Raw genomic sequence first — 21,521 nt, forward strand, 5'->3', positions numbered from 1 at the left:
CCTCATCGTTCGCGCTCGCGGAACCTGCCAATATGACGAGCGATAGGGGAGAGGCGGAGCAAAAACGCTAGACTGGACGGGTGACTGAGAACAACACCACCCAGCAGACTGCCCCCGCCGAGACTCGAGCAGAGAGCCCCGCAGAAAACGCCGCAGAAAACACTGCGGAGATTACCGAGGCCCTGCGCGCCGAGTACGCGGAACTGACCGATAAGATTCGTGCCGCCCGCCGCGCCTACTACAACGAGGACGCGCCCTTCCTCTCTGACGCCGAGTACGATGCGCTCTACCGCCGCCTCGAAATCATCGAAGCGGAGCACCCGCTCATCATCGCCAACGACTCGCCCACCCAGGAAGTCGGTGGTGAGGCAATTGAGGCTTTCGCGCCCGTCACCCACCTGCAGCGCATGTACTCCCTCGAGGACGTCTTCTCCTTCGAAGAGTTGCGCACCTGGCTGACCAAGACCGAAGAGAGCACCCGGAACCTCACCGGTAGCGCACCGCAGTGGCTGACCGAGCTGAAGATTGACGGCCTGGCGGTGAATCTGCTCTACCGCAACGGTACCCTCGTACGCGCGGCAACCCGCGGCGACGGCACCACCGGTGAAGACGTCACCCACAATGTGCGCACCATTGCGAGCATCCCGCCGCAGTTGACCGGCGAGAACCACCCCGAGGAGATTGAAATCCGCGGCGAAGTGTTCATCTCTTCCGCTGATTTTGAGAAGCTCAACGAGTCCATGATTGCCGCAGGTAAGAACCCCTTTGCGAACCCGCGTAACGCCGCGGCAGGCTCGCTGCGCCAGAAGGATGCGGCGATTACCGCCTCGCGCCCGCTGAGCATGTACGTGCACGGCATCGGTTCGCGCACCGGCCTGGACATTGCCACTCAGTACGAGACTTACGACCTGCTCGCCTCCTGGGGTCTGCCCGTGAGCCCCTACAGCGAAATCGCCGATAACACTGAGGCGGTCTTCGACTTCATTAATAAGTACGGCGAGCAGCGCCACTCCCTGGTGCACGAAATCGACGGCATCGTCATTAAGGTCAACGACTTCGCGACCCAGGCTCAGCTGGGCTACACCTCCCGCGTGCCGCGCTGGGCGGTCGCGTACAAGTACCCGCCCGAAGAGGTGCACACCAAGCTACTGGACATTCGCGTGGATGTGGGACGCACCGGCCGCGTGACCCCCTACGGCGTCATGGAGCCCGTGTTCGTCTCCGGCTCGACCGTGGAACGTGCCACCCTGCACAACCAGGACGTGGTCAAGGCTAAGGGCGTGCTCATCGGTGACACCGTGGTGCTGCGCAAGGCAGGCGACGTGATCCCCGAGATCGTCGCCCCCGTGGTTGCCCTACGTGACGGCACCGAACGCGAGTTCGTCATGCCCAGCGAATGCCCCTCCTGCGGCTCGCCCCTTGCCCCCGGCAAGGAAGGCGACGTGGACCTGCGTTGCACTAACCCTCGCTCCTGCCCGGCACAGCTGACCGAGCGCGTGTACTATGCCGCAAGCCGCGGCGCCTTCGATATTGAGGCGCTCGGCTTCGAAGCAGCAAAGGCACTCACCAGCCCGGCAACCCCGGACACCCCTCCGCTAACCACCGAGGCGCACCTGTTTAGCCTCAACATTGAGGACCTGCGCGAGGTCACCATCGAGCGTGAGAAGAAGGTCAAGGGTGTGGGCACCGGAAAGATGGAGCGTGTGCCCTACTTCTACACCAAGCCGACCAAGGCACGCCCCGAGCCGAAGCCCACGAAGAATACGCTGAACCTCTTCGCCGAGTTGGAGAAGGCAAAACAACAGCCGCTGTGGCGCGTACTGGTTGCCCTCTCGATTCGCCACGTGGGCCCGACCGCTGCCCGCGCGCTCGCCGCGGAGTTCGGTTCGATGCAGGCGATCCGCGAGGCTGACCGTGAACGCCTTGCCGCTGTGGACGGTGTGGGCACCACGATTGCCGACTCGATTATTGAATGGTTTGCTGAGGACTGGCACGCCGAGGTGGTGGACTCCTGGGCTGCCGCCGGTGTGCGCATGGAAGATACTCGTGACGAGTCCGTAGAGCGCACCCTGGAGGGCCTGACCGTGGTCGTGACCGGCACGCTGAACGGTTACACCCGTGACGGTGCGAAGGAAGCCATTATTTCTCGCGGCGGTAAGGCATCCGGTTCTGTATCTAAGAGGACCCACTTTGTGGTCGCTGGCGCGAACGCCGGCTCAAAGCTGGATAAGGCTCAGCAGCTGGGTCTGAAGGTGCTGGATGAGGAGGGCTTTACCGCCCTGCTCGAGGGTGGCCCGGAGGCGGTTGAGGCTACCGCCGAGTAGACCCGGTAGCGGGGTCATCTGAATCTGACCCCTGCAATATATAGAGCATTCAGGCTCTGAAGCGCGTGGTTCAGAGCCTGAATGCCAATTTTTGGTATTTGTAATTACCACAGCTTTTAAGGTGGAAGCGCCTTAAAACACTCCCAAAGCGAAGAAATATTTAAAAAATATTTACACGCCGTTCAAAACCCTTAAAGGTGGTGCTCATTCACCCCGATTCGGAAAGCTCAGTGGGGGAGTGCACTCGGGGTTAAGTCCCTAGAAAACCCCGAAATTCCGGGGTGAAACCCTTAAGATACGCGGGGTTCTAGGTCTTGATTAATGTTTCCTGCACTTTTAACCTGAAAGAACCCTGGGAGAACCCGGGACGTTCGCTGTGAACTTGAAATCGGGTTGGAATCATAAAAAACCTCGGCTATCTTTGAGACCAGATGGATTCTCGCAAGAGAATCACCTGTGTGGTTTCAAGCTTGGAATGCTTGAAACGATGCCCGGTTCTACCGCACGTCCCCATCGAGGAAGTGCCACCCGGATTCCGCACACAAGTGCAGAATCGCTCACGGTGACATGAAATCGGTGGAGAGCCGCTCACATGGTAGAGCCAGAATATGAGTAACCTACTTCGTTATCAAAGGGTGAGCGGCGGCGCGCTAGAGTTCCGGGGACGGAACGAGCGGGGACGGCCCCAAGGAGCATTATGAAGAACACTTCCATTCGTCGTACCGCAGCAGCTCTCGCCATCGGTGGCGCTGTAGCAGCTACCATGTCGATGCCCGCTGCAAACGCAGTAGACGGTGCTACCTGGGACGCACTGGCACAGTGCGAGTCCGGTGGCAACTGGTCCATCAACACCGGTAACGGCTTCTACGGCGGTCTGCAGTTCACCCAGCAGTCCTGGAACGGCGTCGGCATGTCCGGCTCCCCCGCGACCGCTACCCGTGCACAGCAGATCGAGGCTGGCGAGCGTCTGCTCGCTATCCAGGGCTGGGGCGCATGGCCCGCATGCTCCGCTAAGCTTGGCCTCTACGGCAAGACCGGCGCAGCTCCCACCTACACCGAGCCCACCACCACCGTGGCTGCACAGTCGCAGACCCAGCAGACCTACACCGCACCCGCGGCACAGGCTGCACCCGCAGCTCCTGCAGCTCAGGCTGCACCCGCAGCAGTTGAGGCTCCCGCAGCAGCACCCGCTGCACCGGCAGCTCCCGCTGCACCCGCAGTTGAGGCTCCCGCAGCTCCCGCAGCAGCACCGGCAGTTGAGGCTCCCGTAGCAGCAGCTCCTGTTGCAGCTCCCAAGGCTGCAGCAGGCACCTACACCGTGGTTCCCGGTGACTCCCTCTCGCTGATCGCTGCAAAGCTCGGCGTTGCAGGTGGCTACCAGGCAATCGCAGCTGCGAACACCGACATCATCTACAACGTTGACCTGATCTTCCCCGGCCAGGTTCTGACCATCCCCGCCTAAGGATTAACCCCCAAGCGTAACGTGGACACGTTGTAGCCCAACGCCCCGCACCTCACACGAGGAGCGGGGCGTTGAGCATTTAACCCGAAAACAGGGGAGAGGATCACCGCATAATCACACAAACCAGCAGGTAAACCCTCCAACCCCCAATGAGACGGAAAACGCAACCTCCACTACACTAGAGAAGAGACAAGAAAACAAACTACGGGAGAACCATGTCTGCCATCACCTTTGAACAGGTAAAGCACCTGGCATCGCTGGCACTCATTGAGATGACCGATGAAGAACTCACCGCGATGGCGTCTGAGCTGGACGTCATCGTCGCATCCGTTGAGACCATGTCGCAGAAAGCAACTGCCGACATCCCCGCGACCAGCCACCCCATCCCCCTCGAGAACGTCTTCCGCGAAGACGTACCCGTCACCACCCTCACCCAGGAAGAGGCGCTCTCCGGCGCCCCCGACGCACAGGACGGCAAGTTCCGCGTGCCGGCAATCCTCGACGAAGACTAAGAGGAGAACAACCAAGTGAACGAACTGATCCAGCTCACCGCCGCAGAAGCAGCAGAAAAGCTCGCATCCGGCGAAATCACCTCCGTCGAGCTCACCCAGGCACACCTGGACCGCATCGCAGCCACCGAAGGCGCACCCCTGAGCGACAACCGAGCAGACGGTAAGAGCGGCCTCAACGCCTTCCTGCACATCAACGCCGAAGAAGCACTCGCCACCGCAGCAGCAGTGGACGCAGACCGCGCAGCAGGCAAGGAACTGCCCCCGCTCGCAGGCGTACCCATCGCCGTCAAGGACCTCATCGTTACCAAGGGCCAGCCCACCACCGCAGCATCGCGCATGCTCGAAGGCTGGATGAGCCCCTACGACGGCACCGTCACCCGCAAGGTCCGCGAAGCACGCATGCCCATCCTCGGCAAGACCAACCTCGACGAATTCGCAATGGGCTCCTCCAATGAGCACTCCGCATTCGGCGTAGTCCGCAACCCCTGGGCACTCGACCGCGCACCCGGTGGCTCCGGCGGCGGCTCCGCAGCAGCCGTCACCGCCTTCCAGGCACCCCTGGCGCTCGGCACCGACACCGGCGGCTCCATCCGCCAGCCCGCAGCACTGACCGGTAGCGTCGGCGTCAAGCCCACCTACGGCTCCGTCTCCCGCTACGGCGTCATCGCCATGGCATCCTCCCTCGACCAGGTAGGCCCCGTCGCACGCACCGTCCTGGACACCGCACTGCTCCACGAAGCAATCGCAGGCCACGACCCGCTCGACGCAACCTCCCTGCCCGATGAACCCGGCAACTTCGTTGAAGAAGCCAAGGCAGGTGCCGAAGCCGCACGCAAGGGCGACCTGTCCGGCCTGCGCATCGGCGTCATCAAGGAACTCGGCGGCGGCAACGGCGAAGGCTTCGAAGCAGGCGTCCTCGCACGCTTCCGCGAATCCGTCGAAGAGCTGCGTGCCGCAGGCGCAGAGATCATCGAGGTCTCCCTGCCCTCCGTCACCGAAGCCATCAGCGCCTACTACATGATTATGTCCTCCGAGGTGTCCTCCAACCTGGCACGCTACGACGGCGTCCGCTACGGCCTGCGCGTCGTACCCGAAGACGGCCCCGTCACCATCGAACGCGTCATGTCCGCAACCCGCTCCGCAGGTTTCGGCCACGAGGTCAAGCGCCGCATCATCCTCGGCACCTACGCACTGTCCGCAGGTAACTTCGACGCCTACTACGGCGCCGCACTGCGCGTACGCACCCTCATCCAGCGCGACTATGCAGCAGCATTCGAAAAGTGCGACGTGCTCATCTCCCCGACCGCGCCCTCCACCGCGTTCAAGCTCGGCGAGAAAACCGAAGGCGACCCCATGGCAATGTACCTGGGCGACGTCGCAACCGTGCCCGTCAACCTGGCAGGCGTCCCGGCGCTCTCCCTGCCCGGCGGCCTCTCCGAAGAGAACAACCTGCCCGTCGGCATCCAGTTCACCGCACCCGCACGCGAAGACGCACGCCTGTACCGCGTCGGCGCAGCACTGGAAGAACTGCTCACCGCAAAATGGGGCGCACCGCTCTACAAGAGCCTGCCCGACACCGAAACTCTGATCCGCGACTTTGACTTTGGGGGAACCAAGTAATGAGTGAAGAAGTCCTCAGCTTCGAAGAAGCCATCGAAAAGTACGACCCGGTCCTCGGCTTCGAGGTGCACGTCGAACTGAACACCAAGACCAAGATGTTCGACTCCGCACCCAACGAGTTCGGCGACGAACCCAACACCAACGTCACCCCCGTATCGCTCGGCCTGCCCGGCGCGCTGCCCATGGTGAACAAGACTGCTGTTGAGTCCGCCATCAAGCTCGGCCTGGCACTGGGCTGCGACATTGCAGACAAGTCCTACTTCGCCCGCAAGAACTACTTCTACCCGGACTCCCCGAAGAACTTCCAGACCTCCCAGGCTGGCGGCCCCATCGCGGAAAACGGCTCTCTGGACGTTGAGCTCGAAGACGGCACCATCTTCACCGTCGAAATTGAGCGCGCCCACATGGAAGAAGACGCAGGCAAGCTCACCCACGTCGGCGGCGCAGACGGCCGAATCCAGGGTGCAACCTCCTCCCTGGTCGACTACAACCGCGCAGGCGTGCCCCTGATCGAGATCGTCACCCGACCCATCGTCGGTGCCGGCGAGCGCGCACCCGAACTGGCACGCGCCTACGTTGCCGCAATCCGCGACATCGTACGCTCCCTCGGCATCTCCGACGCCCGCATGGAACGCGGTAACGTCCGATGCGACGCCAACGTCTCCCTCATGCCCAAGGGCGCAGAGAAGTTCGGCACCCGCTCCGAAACCAAGAACGTGAACTCCCTCCGTTCCGTTGAGCGCGCCGTCCGCTACGAGATTCGCCGCCACGCAGCAATCCTCGAACGCGGCGAAAAGGTCACCCAGGAGACCCGCCACTGGCACGAAGACACCCGCGAAACCTCCTCGGGCCGCCCCAAGTCCGACGCTGACGACTACCGTTACTTCCCCGAACCGGACCTCGTACCGGTCGTCACCAACAGCGAATGGATTGAGCGTCTGCGCGCCGAACTGCCCGAACCCCCGGCAGAACGCCGCCGCCGCCTCAAGGGCGAGTGGGGCTACTCCGACGAAGAGTTCCGCGACGTCGTCAACGCTGGCGCACTCGACGTTATCGAAGAGACCGTCGCCGCAGGCGCAACCGCAGCAGCCGCCCGCAAGTGGTGGATGGGCGAGATCGCCCGCCGCGCAAAGCAGGCTGAAGTTGAGCTCACCGCCCTCGGCGTGGAGCCCGCAACCGTGGTCGCCCTCGAAGCGCTCATCTCCGAAGGCAAGATCAACGACAAGATTGCCCGCCAGGTGCTCGAGTTTGTCCTCGCCGGTGAAGGCACCCCCGCCGAAATCGTTGAGGCACGCGGCCTCGCCGTAGTCTCCGACGACGGCGCGCTCACCGCAGCCGTTCAGGAAGCACTGGCAGCAATGCCCGACGTTGCCGACAAGATCCGTGCCGGCAAGGTTCAGGCTGCCGGCGCTATCGTCGGTCAGGTCATGAAGGCTACCCGCGGTCAGGCTGACGCCGCCCGCGTGCGTGAGCTGATTCTGGCTGAGTGCGGCGTGGAAGGCTAAGCTTTTCTGCTGACCCGGCTCTAACGAAAGAGGCGTCGTCTCCCCGTGTGGGAGGCGCGCCTCTTTCGTACTCTCTTGTTCTGCACGAGATGCGCGGTTCCGCGCGGAAAGCGGCTATCGTCCTCGTTCCTACAGGGCGGGTGGGTACGCTATACCCTTCCTCCGCTCCTGCAGGGGAACCCACCCTCTCGGGCGCTCCGCCCTCTCCTTGCTTCGCTGCGGAGAGCACCCGAGAGGGTACCCTGATGTCGCTTCCGGAGGGTATAGCTACCCCGCTCCGGCTAGGTTTGGCACGTCGCGTGGAGGGGCGGTGTCGTCCGAAAGTGACATCAGGGTGCCCGAAGCGAAGCGAGGGCGGGTGCCCCTGTAGGAACGAGGACGAGCACAGCCCCTCGCATCCCAGCGTTACTAAAACCGCAAATAAGTACGGGAATCCCGGGCGCGTAACCATTGACGACACGCCCGGGATTCCCGTACACTATTAATCGCGTGTACCAACGTACGGGTTTTCTATGCTCTTTTTTCTCCTTAAGAAAACGGGGAGAAAACGGGCACAGACCGCTCGCACACCCTGCTAAAAGCATCTGCTTCCGGTGGGTGGTACACATTGTAAGTATCCGTCAGCTCGACGTTTCCTCACCTCGTTCAAAGGCGTTAGCGGCCCTATGCCGTGCGCGCCGGGGTGAAACAGTGAGCCGGTCGGCGCCTCCACCCGGAGGTGTTGAACGGTGAACCGGCAGCGTCGACCTATTAGAAATCCAATTGGAGCCCTCACTACATGAGCACCAACATCCCTCAGGTCGCAATCAACGACATCGGCGACGAGCAGGCATTCCTCGAGGCAGTCGAGAAGACCATCAAGGTCTTCAACGACGGCGATCTCGTCTCCGGCCAGGTTGTTAAGATCGACCACGATGAGGTTCTGCTCGACATCGGTTACAAGACCGAAGGCGTCATCCCCTCCCGCGAGCTGTCCATCAAGCACGACATCGACCCCTCTGAGGTTGTCGAGCTCGGCTCCGAGGTTGAGGCACTCGTCCTCACCAAGGAGGACAAGGAAGGTCGCCTGATCCTCTCCAAGAAGCGCGCACAGTACGAGCGTGCATGGGGCGACATCGAGAAGGTCAAGGAAAACGACGGCGTCGTTACCGGTACCGTTATCGAGGTTGTCAAGGGTGGCCTTATCCTCGACATCGGTCTGCGTGGCTTCCTGCCCGCATCCCTCGTTGAGATGCGCCGCGTCCGCGACCTCGCACCTTACATCGGTCAGCAGATCGAAGCTAAGATCATCGAGCTGGACAAGAACCGCAACAACGTTGTTCTGTCCCGCCGTGCATACCTGGAAGAGACTCAGTCCGCTGTTCGCTCCTCCTTCCTCAACGAGCTGGAGAAGGGTCAGGTCCGCGAGGGCGTTGTCTCCTCCATCGTCAACTTCGGTGCATTCGTGGACCTGGGTGGCGTGGACGGTCTGGTTCACGTTTCCGAGCTGTCCTGGAAGCACATCGACCACCCGTCCGAGGTTGTCGAGGTTGGCCAGCCCGTTACCGTCGAGGTTCTCGAGGTGGACCTGGACCGCGAGCGCGTGTCCCTGTCCCTCAAGGCAACCCAGGAAGATCCGTGGCAGGCATTTGCTCGCACCCACGCTCTGGGTCAGATCGTTCCCGGCAAGGTCACCAAGCTCGTTCCCTTCGGTGCATTCGTGCGCGTTGAGGACGGCATCGAGGGCCTCGTCCACATCTCCGAGCTGGCAACCCGCCACGTTGACCTGGCTGAGCAGGTCGTCTCCGTTGGTGAAGAGGTCTTCGTTAAGATCATCGACATCGACATGGACCGCCGCCGCATCTCCCTGTCCCTCAAGCAGGCAAACGAGGGCGTTGACCCCAACGCTACCGAGTTTGACCCCGCTCTGTACGGCATGGCTGCAGAGTACGACGAGGCTGGCAACTACAAGTACCCCGAGGGCTTCGACCCCGAGGCTAACGAGTGGCTGGAAGGCTTCGACGCACAGCGCGAGGCTTGGGAAGCACAGTACGCAGAGGCACAGGCTCGCTTCGAGGCTCACAAGGTTCAGGTTGCTAAGGCTCTCGAGGCTGACGCAGAGGCTGCAGCAGCAGCTCCCGCAGCAGCTGAGCCCGCACCGACCTCTTACTCCTCCGAGGAGCCCGCTTCCGCAGGTACCCTCGCATCGGATGAGGCACTGGCTGAGCTCCGCAAGAAGCTGACCGGCAACTAATCTGCCGCTCAGATGAGCACTCATCAGGCGTAATAGCCGATAGGTAACCCCGCGTGGGGTGCCTAGAGCAGAGGAACCCCCTCATCTCCCGTTTGGGAGGGGAGGGGGTTCTTTGCGTTATTGGGGGTTTAGGTGAGTCAGGGTTGGGGGCGTTGGGATCCGGAGTACGCGCCCGGTGTTGCTATGCCCGCTGTTGCTGTGCCCCGTGTTGCTGGGGAGGATCTTAGGCGGCGGTCATCTGCTCCCAGACGGCGCGCACCTGCTCGGCGGTTTCCTCCAGCGAGCCGCCATTATCAATGATCCAGGTTGCGACCGCCTCACGCTGCTCGTCGGTAGCCTGCGCGGCGATGCGGGCGCGCGCATCCTCCTCACTCATGCCGCGCGAAGACACGAGGCGCTGCAGGCGAGTCGCCAGGGGAGCGTGCACCACGACCACGCCCTCAAAGGCGGACGGGTCGCCGGTCTCCACGAGCAGGGGAATATCCTCCAGCACCACGCCGCTGAACTCGGGTGCGGACTGCGCCTGCTCCACCAGCTGCGCGGCGCGCTCACGAATGGCCGGATGCACGATTGCGTTTAGGCGCAGGCGCGCCTGCTCATCATGGAACACGATGCGCGCCAGGGCGGGACGGTTGAGACGGCCGTCCTCGTCGAGCAGGTGCTCGCCAAACTCCGCGACCGTGCGGGCGAGCACCGCCTCGCCGGGCTCCATGAGGGAGCGGGAGATGGCGTCCGCATCCACCAGGAATGCGCCCCACTCAACGAAGAGGGAGGCGACCGTGCTCTTGCCGCTGCCGATACCGCCGGTCAGGGCGTAACGGCGCAGGGCAGTAGAGGCGGGGGGAGAAGACTGGGACATGGACGGTGCTCCTGACGGGCTGTGCCACAATAGATAGGTACTGATTAGAGGAGGACACATGCAGGAAGAAACTCGCGCCAACCGCTACCTTGTGCCGCGCGGCGATGAGCCCTACGAGAGCCTCCTCGAGATTAAGCGTAGCGAATTTATTGGTCACATCAAGCGCGTGAGCACCGTCGAGGAGGCCCGCGCCTACATTGAGTCGGTGCGCAAGACCTACCACGACGCCCGCCACGTGTGCTCGGCGTTCGTGATTGGTGCCGACCGCGACGTGCAGCGTTCCTCGGATGACGGCGAGCCCGCCGGTACCGCGGGTGTGCCCATGATGCAGGCGCTGCTGGCGCGCCAGACCCGCGAGGACGGCACGACCGACCTCTCCGACGTGGTGGCCGTGGTCGTGCGCTATTTCGGTGGCATTAAGCTTGGCGCGGGCGGTTTGGTGCGTGCCTACACCGATTCAGTAGTACAGACCCTGGATGGTGCGCTATTCGATTCGCGTGAGCGTCTGCGCGTGGGTGAGGTTCCTAGCTCGCACGCGGAGGCGGGCCGCTTGGAGAACGAGATGCGCGCCGCGGGCCTGAACGTGTTGGGTACCGAGTACGGTGCGGAGGGCGCGGTCATCTCGGTGGGCGTGTTTGACCGCGCTGAGGAGCTGTCGCGTGCGGAGGAGCTGGTGGTGAGCCTCAGCTCGGGTGCGGCGAGCGTGACCTGGGGTGACACGCAGTGGGTGAATCTGCCGGTCTAGGTTGCCGCTCCCTAGATTCCCGGTCTTAGATTTCCGAGCTAGAGCGCCCGTATAAAGCCCTCAAAACCCAAAAGATAGCCAAACCTTAGTTAATGGTTACTCTAGCCCTAGTAATTGCCCGTCGTTGTTGATAGGGTAGAGGGAGTGCTAAAAACTCATCCAATATCTGAGGTCGTGATAGTGTGGCGCAGCAGGGCATCATCCCCAATGGAGTAGAGGAACCCGCTAACGCAATGGGAGGGGCGGCAACCCTCACCCGTCGGCAGGGGAGCGCGGGAGCTGCCGCCCAGCTTGAGCCGGCAACCGTCGCGCAGCTCCTCGACGCCTACCGTCAGCAGAACCTCGGCACCCTCCTGGGCGTGCTCACCCGCCGCCCCGGCGAGTTCGCCCGCCAGCTAGGCCGGCTCAGCCGCCTCTTCCCCCAGCACGTGGCGGCCATCGCCGAGGCCTTCGTCTCCGTGGGCCGAACGCTACCCCTTGACGAGCTCGTGCGCCTGCACAACCGCTACTCAAACGCCGCCCGCGGGGTGGGGGAGAAGCTCAGCCTCGACAACTCGCGGGTGCTGCACCTCATCCAGGCTCCGGCGCTCAACCGTGAGGGGGCCGGGCACCTGCTTATGGCCATCGAACTCTGCATGGCCGGTCGCCTGCGCGGCCTGACCGTCTCCATGCCCTCCACCGAGGCGTTTGCTCCGGCCGAACAATCCTCGAGCCTCGGCTCCTGCAACCCCGCCCTGAACGGTGCCCTCAACGCCTTTGAACCGATTGGGTGGGAGCCTTTCTCCCTAGACGGCAGCGATGTTTTGCTCGCTTCCGGCGTGCGCGATATCCCCGACGGCTACGAGCTGTCCCTCTGGCTCCTCGACGACGACTACCGATGCCGTGCCCGCGTGGAGCGAGGCGCCCCGCAGGTATGCGTGGCCAGCTTCTACGACGAGGAGCTGACCAGCCGCACCGTGGATGCCTCCGGGGTCACCGAGAACTACCGCATCGAGGAGTTTGCCGAGCTGGACTACCTGAACGCCATGGACCGGCAGGTGCGCTACGTGGCCGTGACCGCGAAAACGGGAGAACCCCTCCCAACCTCGCTGGATGTTCCTGAGCCTTCGGACGCGGCCTCCCTGAGCCCCTTCGTGGGTGGACGCTTCGTCCTGCCCGATGTACGCACGGCAGAGGTGACCTCCGCCGGAGGCCTGCGGACCCTCACCCACAGCGGCATGCTTCCGGTCTTGCGCGCCCCCGGCCGCACCGTATGCGCGGTGATCGACCTGTACAAGCACCGCATTAACACCCCGGGGGTGGGTATTCCCGCGGGCCTGAGCGTGGAAGACGAAGAACGCACAATGCAGCTGATCCTGAGCACCCTGAACGGCTACCTGCCGCTGACGAACCGGGCGCTGATGAGCCTCGCCGGCGCCACCGTGGAAATCCGTTAACCACGTTCCTCGCAGAAGACCCTCGTATCAAGACCATAAAATACCGCCCGGTATCACGGCCGTAGCCGCGATACCGGGCGGTATTCGCACACAGGAATTAATAGAGAGAAGAAGAGTGAAAATCTTGGGGTCCCGCCGGTTCCGCTGAGAGTCCAGAGGCTCCACAAGAGCTCCAGATGAAGAGCCTCGGTAGAAGAACCTGGGCAAGCAGAGCCGGCGGGGGTAGCTACAAAACTAGCGAGCTACAGGGCTACTTTGCGGGGCCCTCGCCGTTGATGATGCGCTGAGCCTCATCCTCGGTCAGGTTGTAGCCGTAAAAGGTCGAGTAGAACTCGCGGGTCTCCTTGACCAGATCAACGTCCTGGAACTGCTCGGGGTGGAACTGCTTTGCGGCCCACAGAATCTGCAGAGCCTCCTCAGCGGAGTAGCGGTCCCAGTTGAAGGTACCCACGGGGTTCTTGATGATCTTGCCGTTCTTGACGGCGGGAACGTCAGCCCACGCCGCGTCAGCCTTGATGGCGTCGACACCCTTCTGAGCGTCCGAGCCACCAATGATGATGATGTCGGGCTGAGAAGCGATAATCTGCTCGATCGAGACGTTCTTCAGGTTCTCCACACCGTCGAGGGAGTTGGTGGCGCCCGCCAGCTTCATCCACTCACCAATCAGGGACTTTGAGCCGTCCACCTTGGTCAGGTCGGAGCCGCCGGAGATGTGCAGAACCTTCGGGTTCTCCTTGACGTCCTTCAGGCGTTCCTTGATCAGGTTCTCGTTCTTCTCCAGGTACACCAGGTACTTGTTCGCGCGGTCGATGGCGTCGTTGGTGCCGATAACCTCGGCGGTCAGCTCAACGGTACGCTTCAGGTCTGCGAAGTTCTGGAACTCAACGTGCACGGAGGGGATGTCGGCTGCGGAGGTCTTGGAAATCTGGTCCTTCGAGGAAGCCAACACGACATCGGGCTTGTCAGCCAGCAGCTGTTCCATGTTCACGTCGGTGCCCTTCACGGGGGCGTCGACCTTTTCAATACCGGGGTAAACCTGCTTGAACCATTCGAGGGACTTCACAGCGGTGGTGGTAGCGGACAGCTTGTCGGCGCCGCCCAACAGCAGAATAATCTGGTTGTTAGCGTGCCACAGGTCAGCGATACGCTCGGGGTGGGTCGGGACGGTGACCTCCTTGCCATCAATATCCTTGATGACCTTGGTGCCGTCACCGTTGTCCTTCACGAAGAAGCTGGTGTGCTTCTGCTCGGAGCTGCTCGATGCCGAAGCCGAGGAGGAAGCGGCAGCGGAGGAGGAAGAAGAAGCGGTGTTAGCGGCACCGCAACCGGTCAGGGCTGCCAGCAGCAGGGAGGTGGTCAGCGCAAGGCCCGAGTGGAACTTCGTAATCTTCATGGTGTGTCTTTCTTTGTCGTACAACGGATAGTTGATGAATAAACCGGAGGCGGCACGAGAGAGGACAAGCGTGCTAGGGGTACGCCACCGTCGCGGATGCGGCACCTCTACCGCATCCCCGACGGGGCCTGGCCCGCACCGCCACCGGAAGATTAGGGGCTGCGGATTCTCTCAGGTATCGAGGCTCGTCATGTGAACGCTGGAGCGGTCCAGCTCGGGGGAGTAGGTCACCGTCAGATCGGTGTTGAAGGTGCGCGAGAGAACCTCGCTCGTCAGCACCTCCGAAGCCTGACCAATCAACAGGTGAGCCGGTGTATCCCCCGAAACTGATGAATCCTTCGAAGCCTGTGCGTCAGGTTCGTCATGCGCACCGAGCAGGGCGATGGTCGCATCTAGCATGAGGGCGTGGTCGGGGTTGTGGGTCGTGAAAATCACACCGTACCCGGCATCGCGGAGCTGGCGGATCTTGCGCAAAACCTTGGCCTGATTCGCCACGTCAAGGGCGCTGGTCGGTTCGTCCAGCACGATGAGGGGAGCATCCTGAACCAGGGTTCGGGCAATACCCACCTGCTGACGCTGCCCGCCGGAGAGCTGATCCAGCGGGGAGTACGCCAAGTCGATAAGACCCAGTTCCTCCATCATTTCCTGTACCTTGTCGCGGTCCTGGCGCGAGGGGGAGGAGAACAGGCCGATGTAGGGCGCGCGACCCATAAGTAGGTACTCGGTCACGGTGTAGGAGATGCCGCTACCCTCCATCTGCGGAAGGTAGGCGATGCGGCGGGCACGCTCGGTCGCGGTCAGTGAATCCAGCGGATCACCGCCCAGGTGAACGGTGCCCTCGGTCAGAGAAAGCAGACCAATCAGGGAGTTCAGCAGGGTGGATTTACCCACGCCGTTGCGGCCCAGAATGGCGAGGACCTCGCCGCGGTGCACCGTCAGGTTCACGTTGCGGAAAATCCAGCGGTCGGAGCGGCGGCCCGCGCGGGTGTGCTTGATGCGCTCGCCCTGGTGGCCGTAGTGGAAGCCCGCGCCCTTCAGCTCGAGGAGCGCCTGAGCGGGCTGGGCGTTAGCTACATGCGCGGTGTTAGCTGCGTTAGCGGAGTTCTGTGCGGTAGACATGGGTTACTTCACTCGAACCTTTCCGAGCAGCAGCAGTGCCACGTACAGCGGCGTGCCGATGAAACCGGTCAGAACGCTCAGCGGAACCTCGGCGCTGGTGAGGCTACGAGCCAGGGTATCGACGAACATCATGAACGAAGCACCCATCAGGATGGACAGCGGCATGAGCTTGGTGGTGTCGCTACCGACCAGCAGGCGGCACAGGTGCGGAATAACCAGGCCAACCCAGGAAATCGGGCCGCCGATGCACACGCTGGTCGCGGTAATCAGGGTGGCCAGCAGGATGGTGACGCCACGGGTACGGCTCAGGTTGATGCCGAGGGTGCGTGCCTCATCGTCGCCGAGCGACAGGATGTTCACGCGCCAGCGCATCGCCAGCAGCAGCAGGATGCAGGGGCCGGCCACGAGGGCGAACTGGGTGAGCGTATCGACGCGTACGTCCTGCAGGGAGCCCATCTGCCAGAACACAATCTGAGCCAGCTGGGTTTCGGGGTTTGCGATGAACTTCAGCGCGCCCAGGGCCGCGGTACCGAAGCCGCCCACGATCACGCCCGAGAGCACGAGCATCAGGGTGGATTCGTTGCGCAGCAGGCGCGGGATGGTGACGGTCAGCAGTACGGCAATCAGGCCGCCGGCCAGGGCGGAACCCTGAATGGCGATGGTGGTGCCCACTCCCAGCAGAATGGCGGTTGCGGCACCGACGGACGCCCCCTGAGAAACACCCAGAAGGTAGGGGGAAACCAGGGGGTTGCGGAAGACCGCCTGGAAGGTGGCACCGGCAATAGCCAGGGCGGCACCGATCAGGCCGGCTGCCAGCAGGCGCGGAATACGCACGGTGAGCAGCATGTTTTCTGCGGGCTTGTAGACCTTCAGGTCCATGCCGAACCAGTTCTTGCCGAGGATTCGGAACAGCTCGTCCAGTTCGAGCGGGTACCTGCCGGTGATAAGTGAGAGATAGGTGACGCCCACAAGAATGACGAGGGCGACCAGCATGACGATGGGGTAGGTAGACCGGTAGAGGGAGTTACGAGTCTTCCGTTCCGCGGCGCGGGCCTCGGAAACAGAGGGCGTGGTGGGCACGTCCGGAGTGCTACTCATAGATTCCTGGTGCTCCTGAAGATGCGATATGTTGTGTGTCGTGTGTTCTAAACATAGTAGTGTGCCTCAAAGAGAGGCAAAGGACTGGGGTGGTTGGGCAGCTAGTGAGTCGTTGTATTAGGGTTCTTATCTTGAGCGGGATGATTGTGAAAGGGGCGACAGACGCTATTTCGGCATGCCGGGGGCAGAATTTAGGTATGCAATGTCTTCAGCGCTGTGTAATTAACCGATATGTTCCACCCCTTATCTTTTGGTGTTCGATTTTTGTGATTTTGACTACGTTTTCTGGGGTTGGTTTATCTTGATAAACACTCCCTCACGTTGCGCTGGAAGAAAAGAATGACCTTACTCGAAGCCTGAAACTGAGCCCTCCATTAGGATGGATACATGAGTTACGCACCCCAGATTAACCGCGTCGTCGCCCCCTTTGAGGTGGTCAGCCCCTTCCAGCCCGCAGGCGACCAGCCGAAGGCTATCGCCGAGCTCACCGAGCGCGTGCAGAACGGCGAGAAGGATATTGTGCTGATGGGCGCTACCGGTACCGGTAAGTCCGCGACCGCAGCCTGGCTGATTGAGGCGGTGCAACGTCCTACCCTGGTGCTCGTGCAGAATAAGACCCTGGCGGCGCAGCTGGCGAATGAGCTGCGCGAGCTGCTGCCAAATAACGCGGTGGAGTATTTCGTCTCGTACTACGACTACTACCAGCCTGAGGCGTATGTGCCGCAGACCGATACGTTCATTGAGAAGGACTCCTCCATCAATGAGGAGGTGGAGCGTTTGCGCCACTCGGCAACGAACTCCCTGCTGACTCGCCGCGACGTGGTGGTGGTTGCGACCGTGTCCTGCATTTATGGTTTGGGCACGCCCGAGGAGTACATTGAGCAGATGGTGACCTTGCGTCGCGGTGAGGAGATTGACCGCGACGAGCTGCTGCGCCAGTTCGTGGCGATGCAGTACGCGCGTAACGACATGGACTTTCACCGTGGCACGTTCCGTGTGCGCGGCGATACCGTCGAAATCATCCCCATGTACGAGGAGAACGCGATCCGCGTTGAGTTCTTCGGTGATGAGATTGAGGCGATTTACACCCTGCACCCGCTGACCGGCGAGGTAATTCGCGAGGAAGAAGAAATGTATGTCTTCCCCGCAAGTCACTACGTTGCTGGCCCGGAGCGCATGGCGAAGGCTATTACCTCCATTGAGGATGAGCTGCGCGATCGCCTGCAGACCCTCGAATCCCAGGGCAAGCTGCTGGAGGCGCAGCGTCTGCGTATGCGCACCACCTACGACCTGGAAATGATGGAGCAGATGGGCTTCTGCAATGGCATTGAGAACTACTCGCGCCATATTGACGGTCGTGCCCCCGGTAGCGCCCCGAACTGTCTGCTGGATTATTTCCCGGATGACTTCCTGCTGATTATTGACGAGTCGCACGTGACGGTCCCGCAGATTGGTGCCATGTATGAGGGCGATATGTCCCGTAAGCGCACCCTGGTCGAGCACGGTTTCCGTCTGCCGTCGGCGATGGATAACCGCCCGCTGAAGTGGGAGGAGTTCCTGGAGCGTATCGGTCAGACGATTTACCTTTCGGCGACCCCCGGTAAGTATGAGCTGTCGCAGGCTGATGGTTATGTGGAGCAGATTATTCGCCCGACCGGCCTGATTGACCCGGAGATTGTGGTCAAGCCGACCAAGGGGCAGATTGATGATTTGCTTGAGGAGATTCGCGTGCGCGTTGAGCGTGATGAGCGTGTGCTGGTCACGACCCTCACCAAGCGCATGGCGGAGGATCTGACCGAGTACCTGCTACAGCACGGCGTGAAGGTGCAGTACCTGCATTCTGACGTTGACACTCTGCGCCGTGTGGAGCTTCTGTGTGAGCTGCGCCTGGGCACCTTCGATGTGCTGGTCGGTATTAACCTGCTGCGTGAGGGCCTGGACCTGCCCGAGGTGTCCTTGGTTGCGATTCTGGATGCCGATAAGGAAGGCTTCCTGCGTTCGACCACTTCGTTGATTCAGACGATTGGTCGTGCGGCGCGTAACGTGTCCGGCCAGGTGCACATGTACGCCGATAAGATTACGGATTCTATGCGCGTGGCGATTGATGAGACGAACCGCCGCCGCGAGATTCAGCAGGCGTACAACCGCGAGCACGGCATCGACCCGCAGCCGCTGCGTAAGAAGATTGCCGATATTACGGATGTTCTCGCCCGCGAGGAAGAGGATACCCGCGAGCTTCTGCAGCAGCGTAAGAGCGGTAAGAAGGGTGCCCGCACGGTGAGTGCGGGGGTAAAGACCGGTTCTGCGACCTCCTCGAAGATTGCCACGAGCACCCCGGAGTCGGAGGAGCTTCTCGCCCGTGCGGAGGCGCGCGTTCGTGCCGACGGCCTGGCGGCGGCACCCGCCGAGGACCTGCTGGACCTCATCGAGGAAATGAACGAGCAGATGCGCCTGGCCGCGGAGAACCTGCAGTTTGAGTTGGCGGCGCGCCTGCGCGACGAGCTGGCCGACCTGAAGAAGGAGCTGCGTCTGATGAAGGAGGCGGGTCACGCCTAAACCCGGTGTTCTAAGGTGTTCTAAACCCAGCGTTTAGGGGCCGACGTGGGTTTTTCGCCATGAGGTAACTCATTGTTCATGAAGTTCTACTGAGTGCAGATACATGCTGTACACTATCAAGGTGTTTTACGTGTCAAATAACACCTTGATGCTTCCGAACGATAAAGAAAAATCTGTGACTATTTCGAATAACTCTTCAGACGCACACACTACGGGAGCTCGTTCCGTTACCCGCCGCAACCTCACCCGCGGCGCGCTTTGGGCTGTGCCCGCTATTGCCGCCTCCACGGCGGTGCCCGCATTCGCTGCCTCGGCTGATGATTGCAAGACGGTACACGGCCCGGACTTCACCCAGGTCGGCGGCTGGATGATTACCAACCCCGCCAGTGGCGCCCTGCAGTCGCGCACCAAGAACAAGCCCGTGACTGCGCCGGAGACCGGTCAGGCGTGGTGGTCCATGGAGAATGCAACCTCACCGAATCCCGCAACGATCCGTCTCATGTCCGTGTACGAGGCGACTCACGGCCCCGAGGGCGACCTCAACCTGAACTGCGGTGAGTTCGTGATGACCTACAACGTCTCCGCCCTGGAGGCGACGACCGGCACCACGCACCTGCACCCGTCCATGGACATTTACCTTTTCTCGCCCGAGGGTGAAATCATTGACCGTCAGGTCTTCACGACTGACCCGACCGGCAAGGCAACCGTCATGACCCGCAACGGCAAGACTCAGACCGTTCAGGGTCAGGTCATTCCCTTCGCGTCGAGCGTGAATGATAAGGCGACCGGCATCTCCGCGCGTTTTGCGTTGCGTGGCAATACGCTCATGGAAGGCATGTACCAGTTCGAGGTGGTTATTACCGTCCCGACGATTCAGGAGAACGGCACGCTTGATACGAACAAGCAGGTCAATGCGATTGCGTTCACCCCGCCGACCTTCAACATGGTCTCCTAACTGAATGAAAAGTAGCCCTCCCCGTAATAGTTCACGGGGAGGGCTACTTTGATGTGGGCTTGCTGCGCGGTGTTGATCTGTGCGGTGCCGATCTACACCGTGCCGCTCTACATGTTGTCAAACTCATAGCGTCGCCAGCTAGACCCCCAACTAGACAGCGCGTATTCATCACCCGAAACGCCGCATCCGACAGGTTAACCCTGCCGGATGCGGCGTTTCGGCACACCTCGCTCCTGAAAGTCCTCCCGGAGGGGCTCCTGTGCGAAAACCACAACCTGCTGTATAATCGTTCACCGAGCAAGGGAGTATCCCACCAATCGACTCATCGTCAGCACGTTAGCCGAAGGCGCCTAACCGGTGAATCGAGCCGACCTCCATTCAGGCCGGCGGGAGAGACTTGTGGTCCTGTACGCACACCACAAGAAAGGCTCCCCATGGAAGTTACCGGGTTGCAATGGTTGGTTACTATTCTCATCATCGCGGGTCTGTTGGCCTTCGATTTCGTGTTCCACGTTCGTAAGGCGCACGAACCTTCCGTCAAGGAAGCGGCCATCTGGTCGAGTATTTACATCGGCATCGCGATGCTGTTCGGTCTGTATATTTTCGTGACGAACGGCCCCTCCGCTGCCACCGAATTCTATGCAGGCTACATCACCGAAGAAGCTCTCTCGGTTGATAACCTCTTCGTCTTCATGATTATTATGGGCACCTTCCGCGTTGCCCGTGAGAATCAGCAGAAGGTCCTGCTCTTCGGTATCGTCTTCGCGATCCTGGCGCGCGGCTCCTTCATCTTCGCCGGCGCGGCAATCATCAACTCCTTCGCTTGGGTGTTCTACATCTTTGGTCTGGTCCTGCTCATGACCGCAGGTAACCTGCTCAAGGACGAACTCACCGAAGGTGACGGCGACGACGAAGCAGACAACATCATGGTCCGCCTCGCCAAGAAGTACCTGAAGACCAGCGACCACTTCGACGGCGACAAGCTCTTCACCATCGAAAACGGCAAGCGCGTCATGACCCCCATGATGCTCGTCATGGTCGCAATCGCCGGTTCCGACCTGCTCTTCGCGCTCGACTCGATCCCCGCGATCTTCGGCCTCACCCAGTCCGTCTACATTGTGTTCACCGCGACCGCGTTCTCCCTCATGGGTCTGCGCCAGCTGTACTTCCTCATTGACGGCCTGCTGGACCGCCTCGTCTACCTCTCCTACGGCCTGGCAACCATCCTTGCGTTCATTGGTGTGAAGCTCATCCTGCACGCAATGCACGAGAACAACCTGCCGTTCATCAACCACGGCGAGCCCGTGCACGTTGTGGAGATTACCACCGAAATGTCGCTGATGGTTATTGTGGGCGTTCTGATTATTACCGTGCTTGCCTCGCTGCTCAGCCCCAAGGGCCGCGCACTGCAGACCATCCAGCGTGTTCAGGCGCTCTCCGAGAAGTACCTGGCACTGCCCGAGGATGCATCCGCCGCCGAGCGTGCGGACATCACCGCCCGCTGGCAGCGAGAAACCGAGAAGCTCAACGCCATTCCCGCCAAGCTGCGTGAAGAGCTGATTGAGAAGGAAGACGAATACCACGCCCTCGTGATGCGTGCCCGCACCGCACAGGATGCGCACGCTTCCTCCTCGAAGTAGTTTGAGCTACTGAGCGTGCAGCCTCACCAGGCTAAGCGCTCACACGAAAGCCCCTCACACCGGA

At 61.5% G+C, this 21,521-nt stretch carries 15 protein-coding genes; 11 read left to right on the forward strand and 4 right to left on the reverse strand.

Translation table 11 applies throughout. The annotated features are described in order from the left end of the window. The first annotated feature begins 80 nt into the window (after positions 1-80). The 6 genes from ligA (at position 81) to rpsA (ending at position 9,656) form a co-directional block, all read left to right on the forward strand. Positions 81-2,324: an NAD-dependent DNA ligase LigA gene (ligA, locus tag HMPREF2765_RS03135; protein WP_049355978.1), complete on the forward strand. Its 2,244-nt coding sequence runs from the start codon at positions 81-83 to the stop codon at positions 2,322-2,324. 697 nt (positions 2,325-3,021) lie between these two features. Further along, complete coding sequence (locus tag HMPREF2765_RS03140) at positions 3,022-3,786, forward strand: transglycosylase family protein (protein ID WP_070604235.1); 765 nt, start codon at positions 3,022-3,024, stop codon at positions 3,784-3,786. A 215-nt stretch (positions 3,787-4,001) separates the two neighbouring features. Then, entirely contained in the window at positions 4,002-4,298 is a 297-nt protein-coding gene (gene gatC, locus HMPREF2765_RS03145; RefSeq protein WP_005507016.1) for an Asp-tRNA(Asn)/Glu-tRNA(Gln) amidotransferase subunit GatC, read from the forward strand. A 15-nt stretch (positions 4,299-4,313) separates the two neighbouring features. Beyond that, positions 4,314-5,918, forward strand: a complete 1,605-nt coding sequence (gene gatA / locus HMPREF2765_RS03150) for an Asp-tRNA(Asn)/Glu-tRNA(Gln) amidotransferase subunit GatA (protein ID WP_070604236.1) — start codon at positions 4,314-4,316, stop codon at positions 5,916-5,918. After that, positions 5,918-7,423 carry an Asp-tRNA(Asn)/Glu-tRNA(Gln) amidotransferase subunit GatB gene (gene gatB, locus HMPREF2765_RS03155; RefSeq protein WP_005507019.1) on the forward strand — a complete coding sequence of 502 codons (1,506 nt, stop codon included), beginning with the start codon at positions 5,918-5,920 and terminating at the stop codon, positions 7,421-7,423. Before gatA ends, gatB begins: the two co-directional genes overlap by 1 nt. 778 nt (positions 7,424-8,201) lie before the next feature. Further along, positions 8,202-9,656, forward strand: a complete 1,455-nt coding sequence (gene rpsA, locus HMPREF2765_RS03160) for a 30S ribosomal protein S1 (protein WP_005506223.1) — start codon at positions 8,202-8,204, stop codon at positions 9,654-9,656. Positions 9,657-9,879: 223 nt separating this feature from the next. Here the strand turns inward: rpsA and coaE are convergent, their stop codons facing one another. Continuing rightward, complete coding sequence (gene coaE, locus HMPREF2765_RS03165) at positions 9,880-10,515, reverse strand: dephospho-CoA kinase (protein WP_070604237.1); 636 nt, start codon at positions 10,513-10,515, stop codon at positions 9,880-9,882. A gap of 58 nt (positions 10,516-10,573) precedes the next feature. Here coaE and HMPREF2765_RS03170 point away from each other — a divergent pair, with 58 nt between their 5' ends. Continuing rightward, the gene (locus HMPREF2765_RS03170) at positions 10,574-11,260 is read left to right on the forward strand and encodes an IMPACT family protein (protein WP_049342862.1); all 687 of its coding nucleotides are present in this window, start codon (positions 10,574-10,576) and stop codon (positions 11,258-11,260) included. A gap of 182 nt (positions 11,261-11,442) precedes the next feature. Continuing rightward, positions 11,443-12,696 carry a 2-oxoglutarate dehydrogenase gene (locus HMPREF2765_RS03175; protein WP_070604238.1) on the forward strand — a complete coding sequence of 418 codons (1,254 nt, stop codon included), beginning with the start codon at positions 11,443-11,445 and terminating at the stop codon, positions 12,694-12,696. 250 nt (positions 12,697-12,946) lie between these two features. Here HMPREF2765_RS03175 and HMPREF2765_RS03180 read toward each other — a convergent pair whose 3' ends face one another. The 3 genes from HMPREF2765_RS03180 to HMPREF2765_RS03190 all read right to left on the reverse strand — a co-directional run bounded on the left by HMPREF2765_RS03180 (position 12,947) and on the right by HMPREF2765_RS03190 (position 16,306). Continuing rightward, the gene (locus tag HMPREF2765_RS03180; protein ID WP_083303608.1) at positions 12,947-14,089 is read right to left on the reverse strand and encodes an ABC transporter substrate-binding protein; all 1,143 of its coding nucleotides are present in this window, start codon (positions 14,087-14,089) and stop codon (positions 12,947-12,949) included. A gap of 171 nt (positions 14,090-14,260) precedes the next feature. After that, entirely contained in the window at positions 14,261-15,208 is a 948-nt protein-coding gene (locus HMPREF2765_RS03185) for an ABC transporter ATP-binding protein (RefSeq protein ID WP_053090096.1), read from the reverse strand. Positions 15,209-15,211: 3 nt separating this feature from the next. Further along, positions 15,212-16,306 carry a FecCD family ABC transporter permease gene (locus HMPREF2765_RS03190; protein ID WP_080975265.1) on the reverse strand — a complete coding sequence of 365 codons (1,095 nt, stop codon included), beginning with the start codon at positions 16,304-16,306 and terminating at the stop codon, positions 15,212-15,214. 387 nt (positions 16,307-16,693) lie between these two features. Between HMPREF2765_RS03190 and uvrB the strand changes: the two genes are divergently transcribed. The 3 genes from uvrB (at position 16,694) to HMPREF2765_RS03205 (ending at position 21,457) form a co-directional block, all read left to right on the forward strand. Continuing rightward, positions 16,694-18,862, forward strand: a complete 2,169-nt coding sequence (gene uvrB, locus HMPREF2765_RS03195) for an excinuclease ABC subunit UvrB (RefSeq protein WP_070604239.1) — start codon at positions 16,694-16,696, stop codon at positions 18,860-18,862. A gap of 175 nt (positions 18,863-19,037) precedes the next feature. Next, the gene (locus HMPREF2765_RS03200) at positions 19,038-19,817 is read left to right on the forward strand and encodes an ornithinee aminotransferase (RefSeq protein ID WP_246824912.1); all 780 of its coding nucleotides are present in this window, start codon (positions 19,038-19,040) and stop codon (positions 19,815-19,817) included. Positions 19,818-20,251: 434 nt separating this feature from the next. Beyond that, a complete protein-coding gene (locus HMPREF2765_RS03205) occupies positions 20,252-21,457 on the forward strand; it encodes a TerC family protein (RefSeq protein ID WP_070604241.1) in 1,206 nt (401 codons plus the stop codon). Positions 21,458-21,521: the final 64 nt, after the last annotated feature.

Source organism: Rothia sp. HMSC062H08 (assembly GCF_001810775.1).
Taxonomy (GTDB): domain Bacteria; phylum Actinomycetota; class Actinomycetes; order Actinomycetales; family Micrococcaceae; genus Rothia.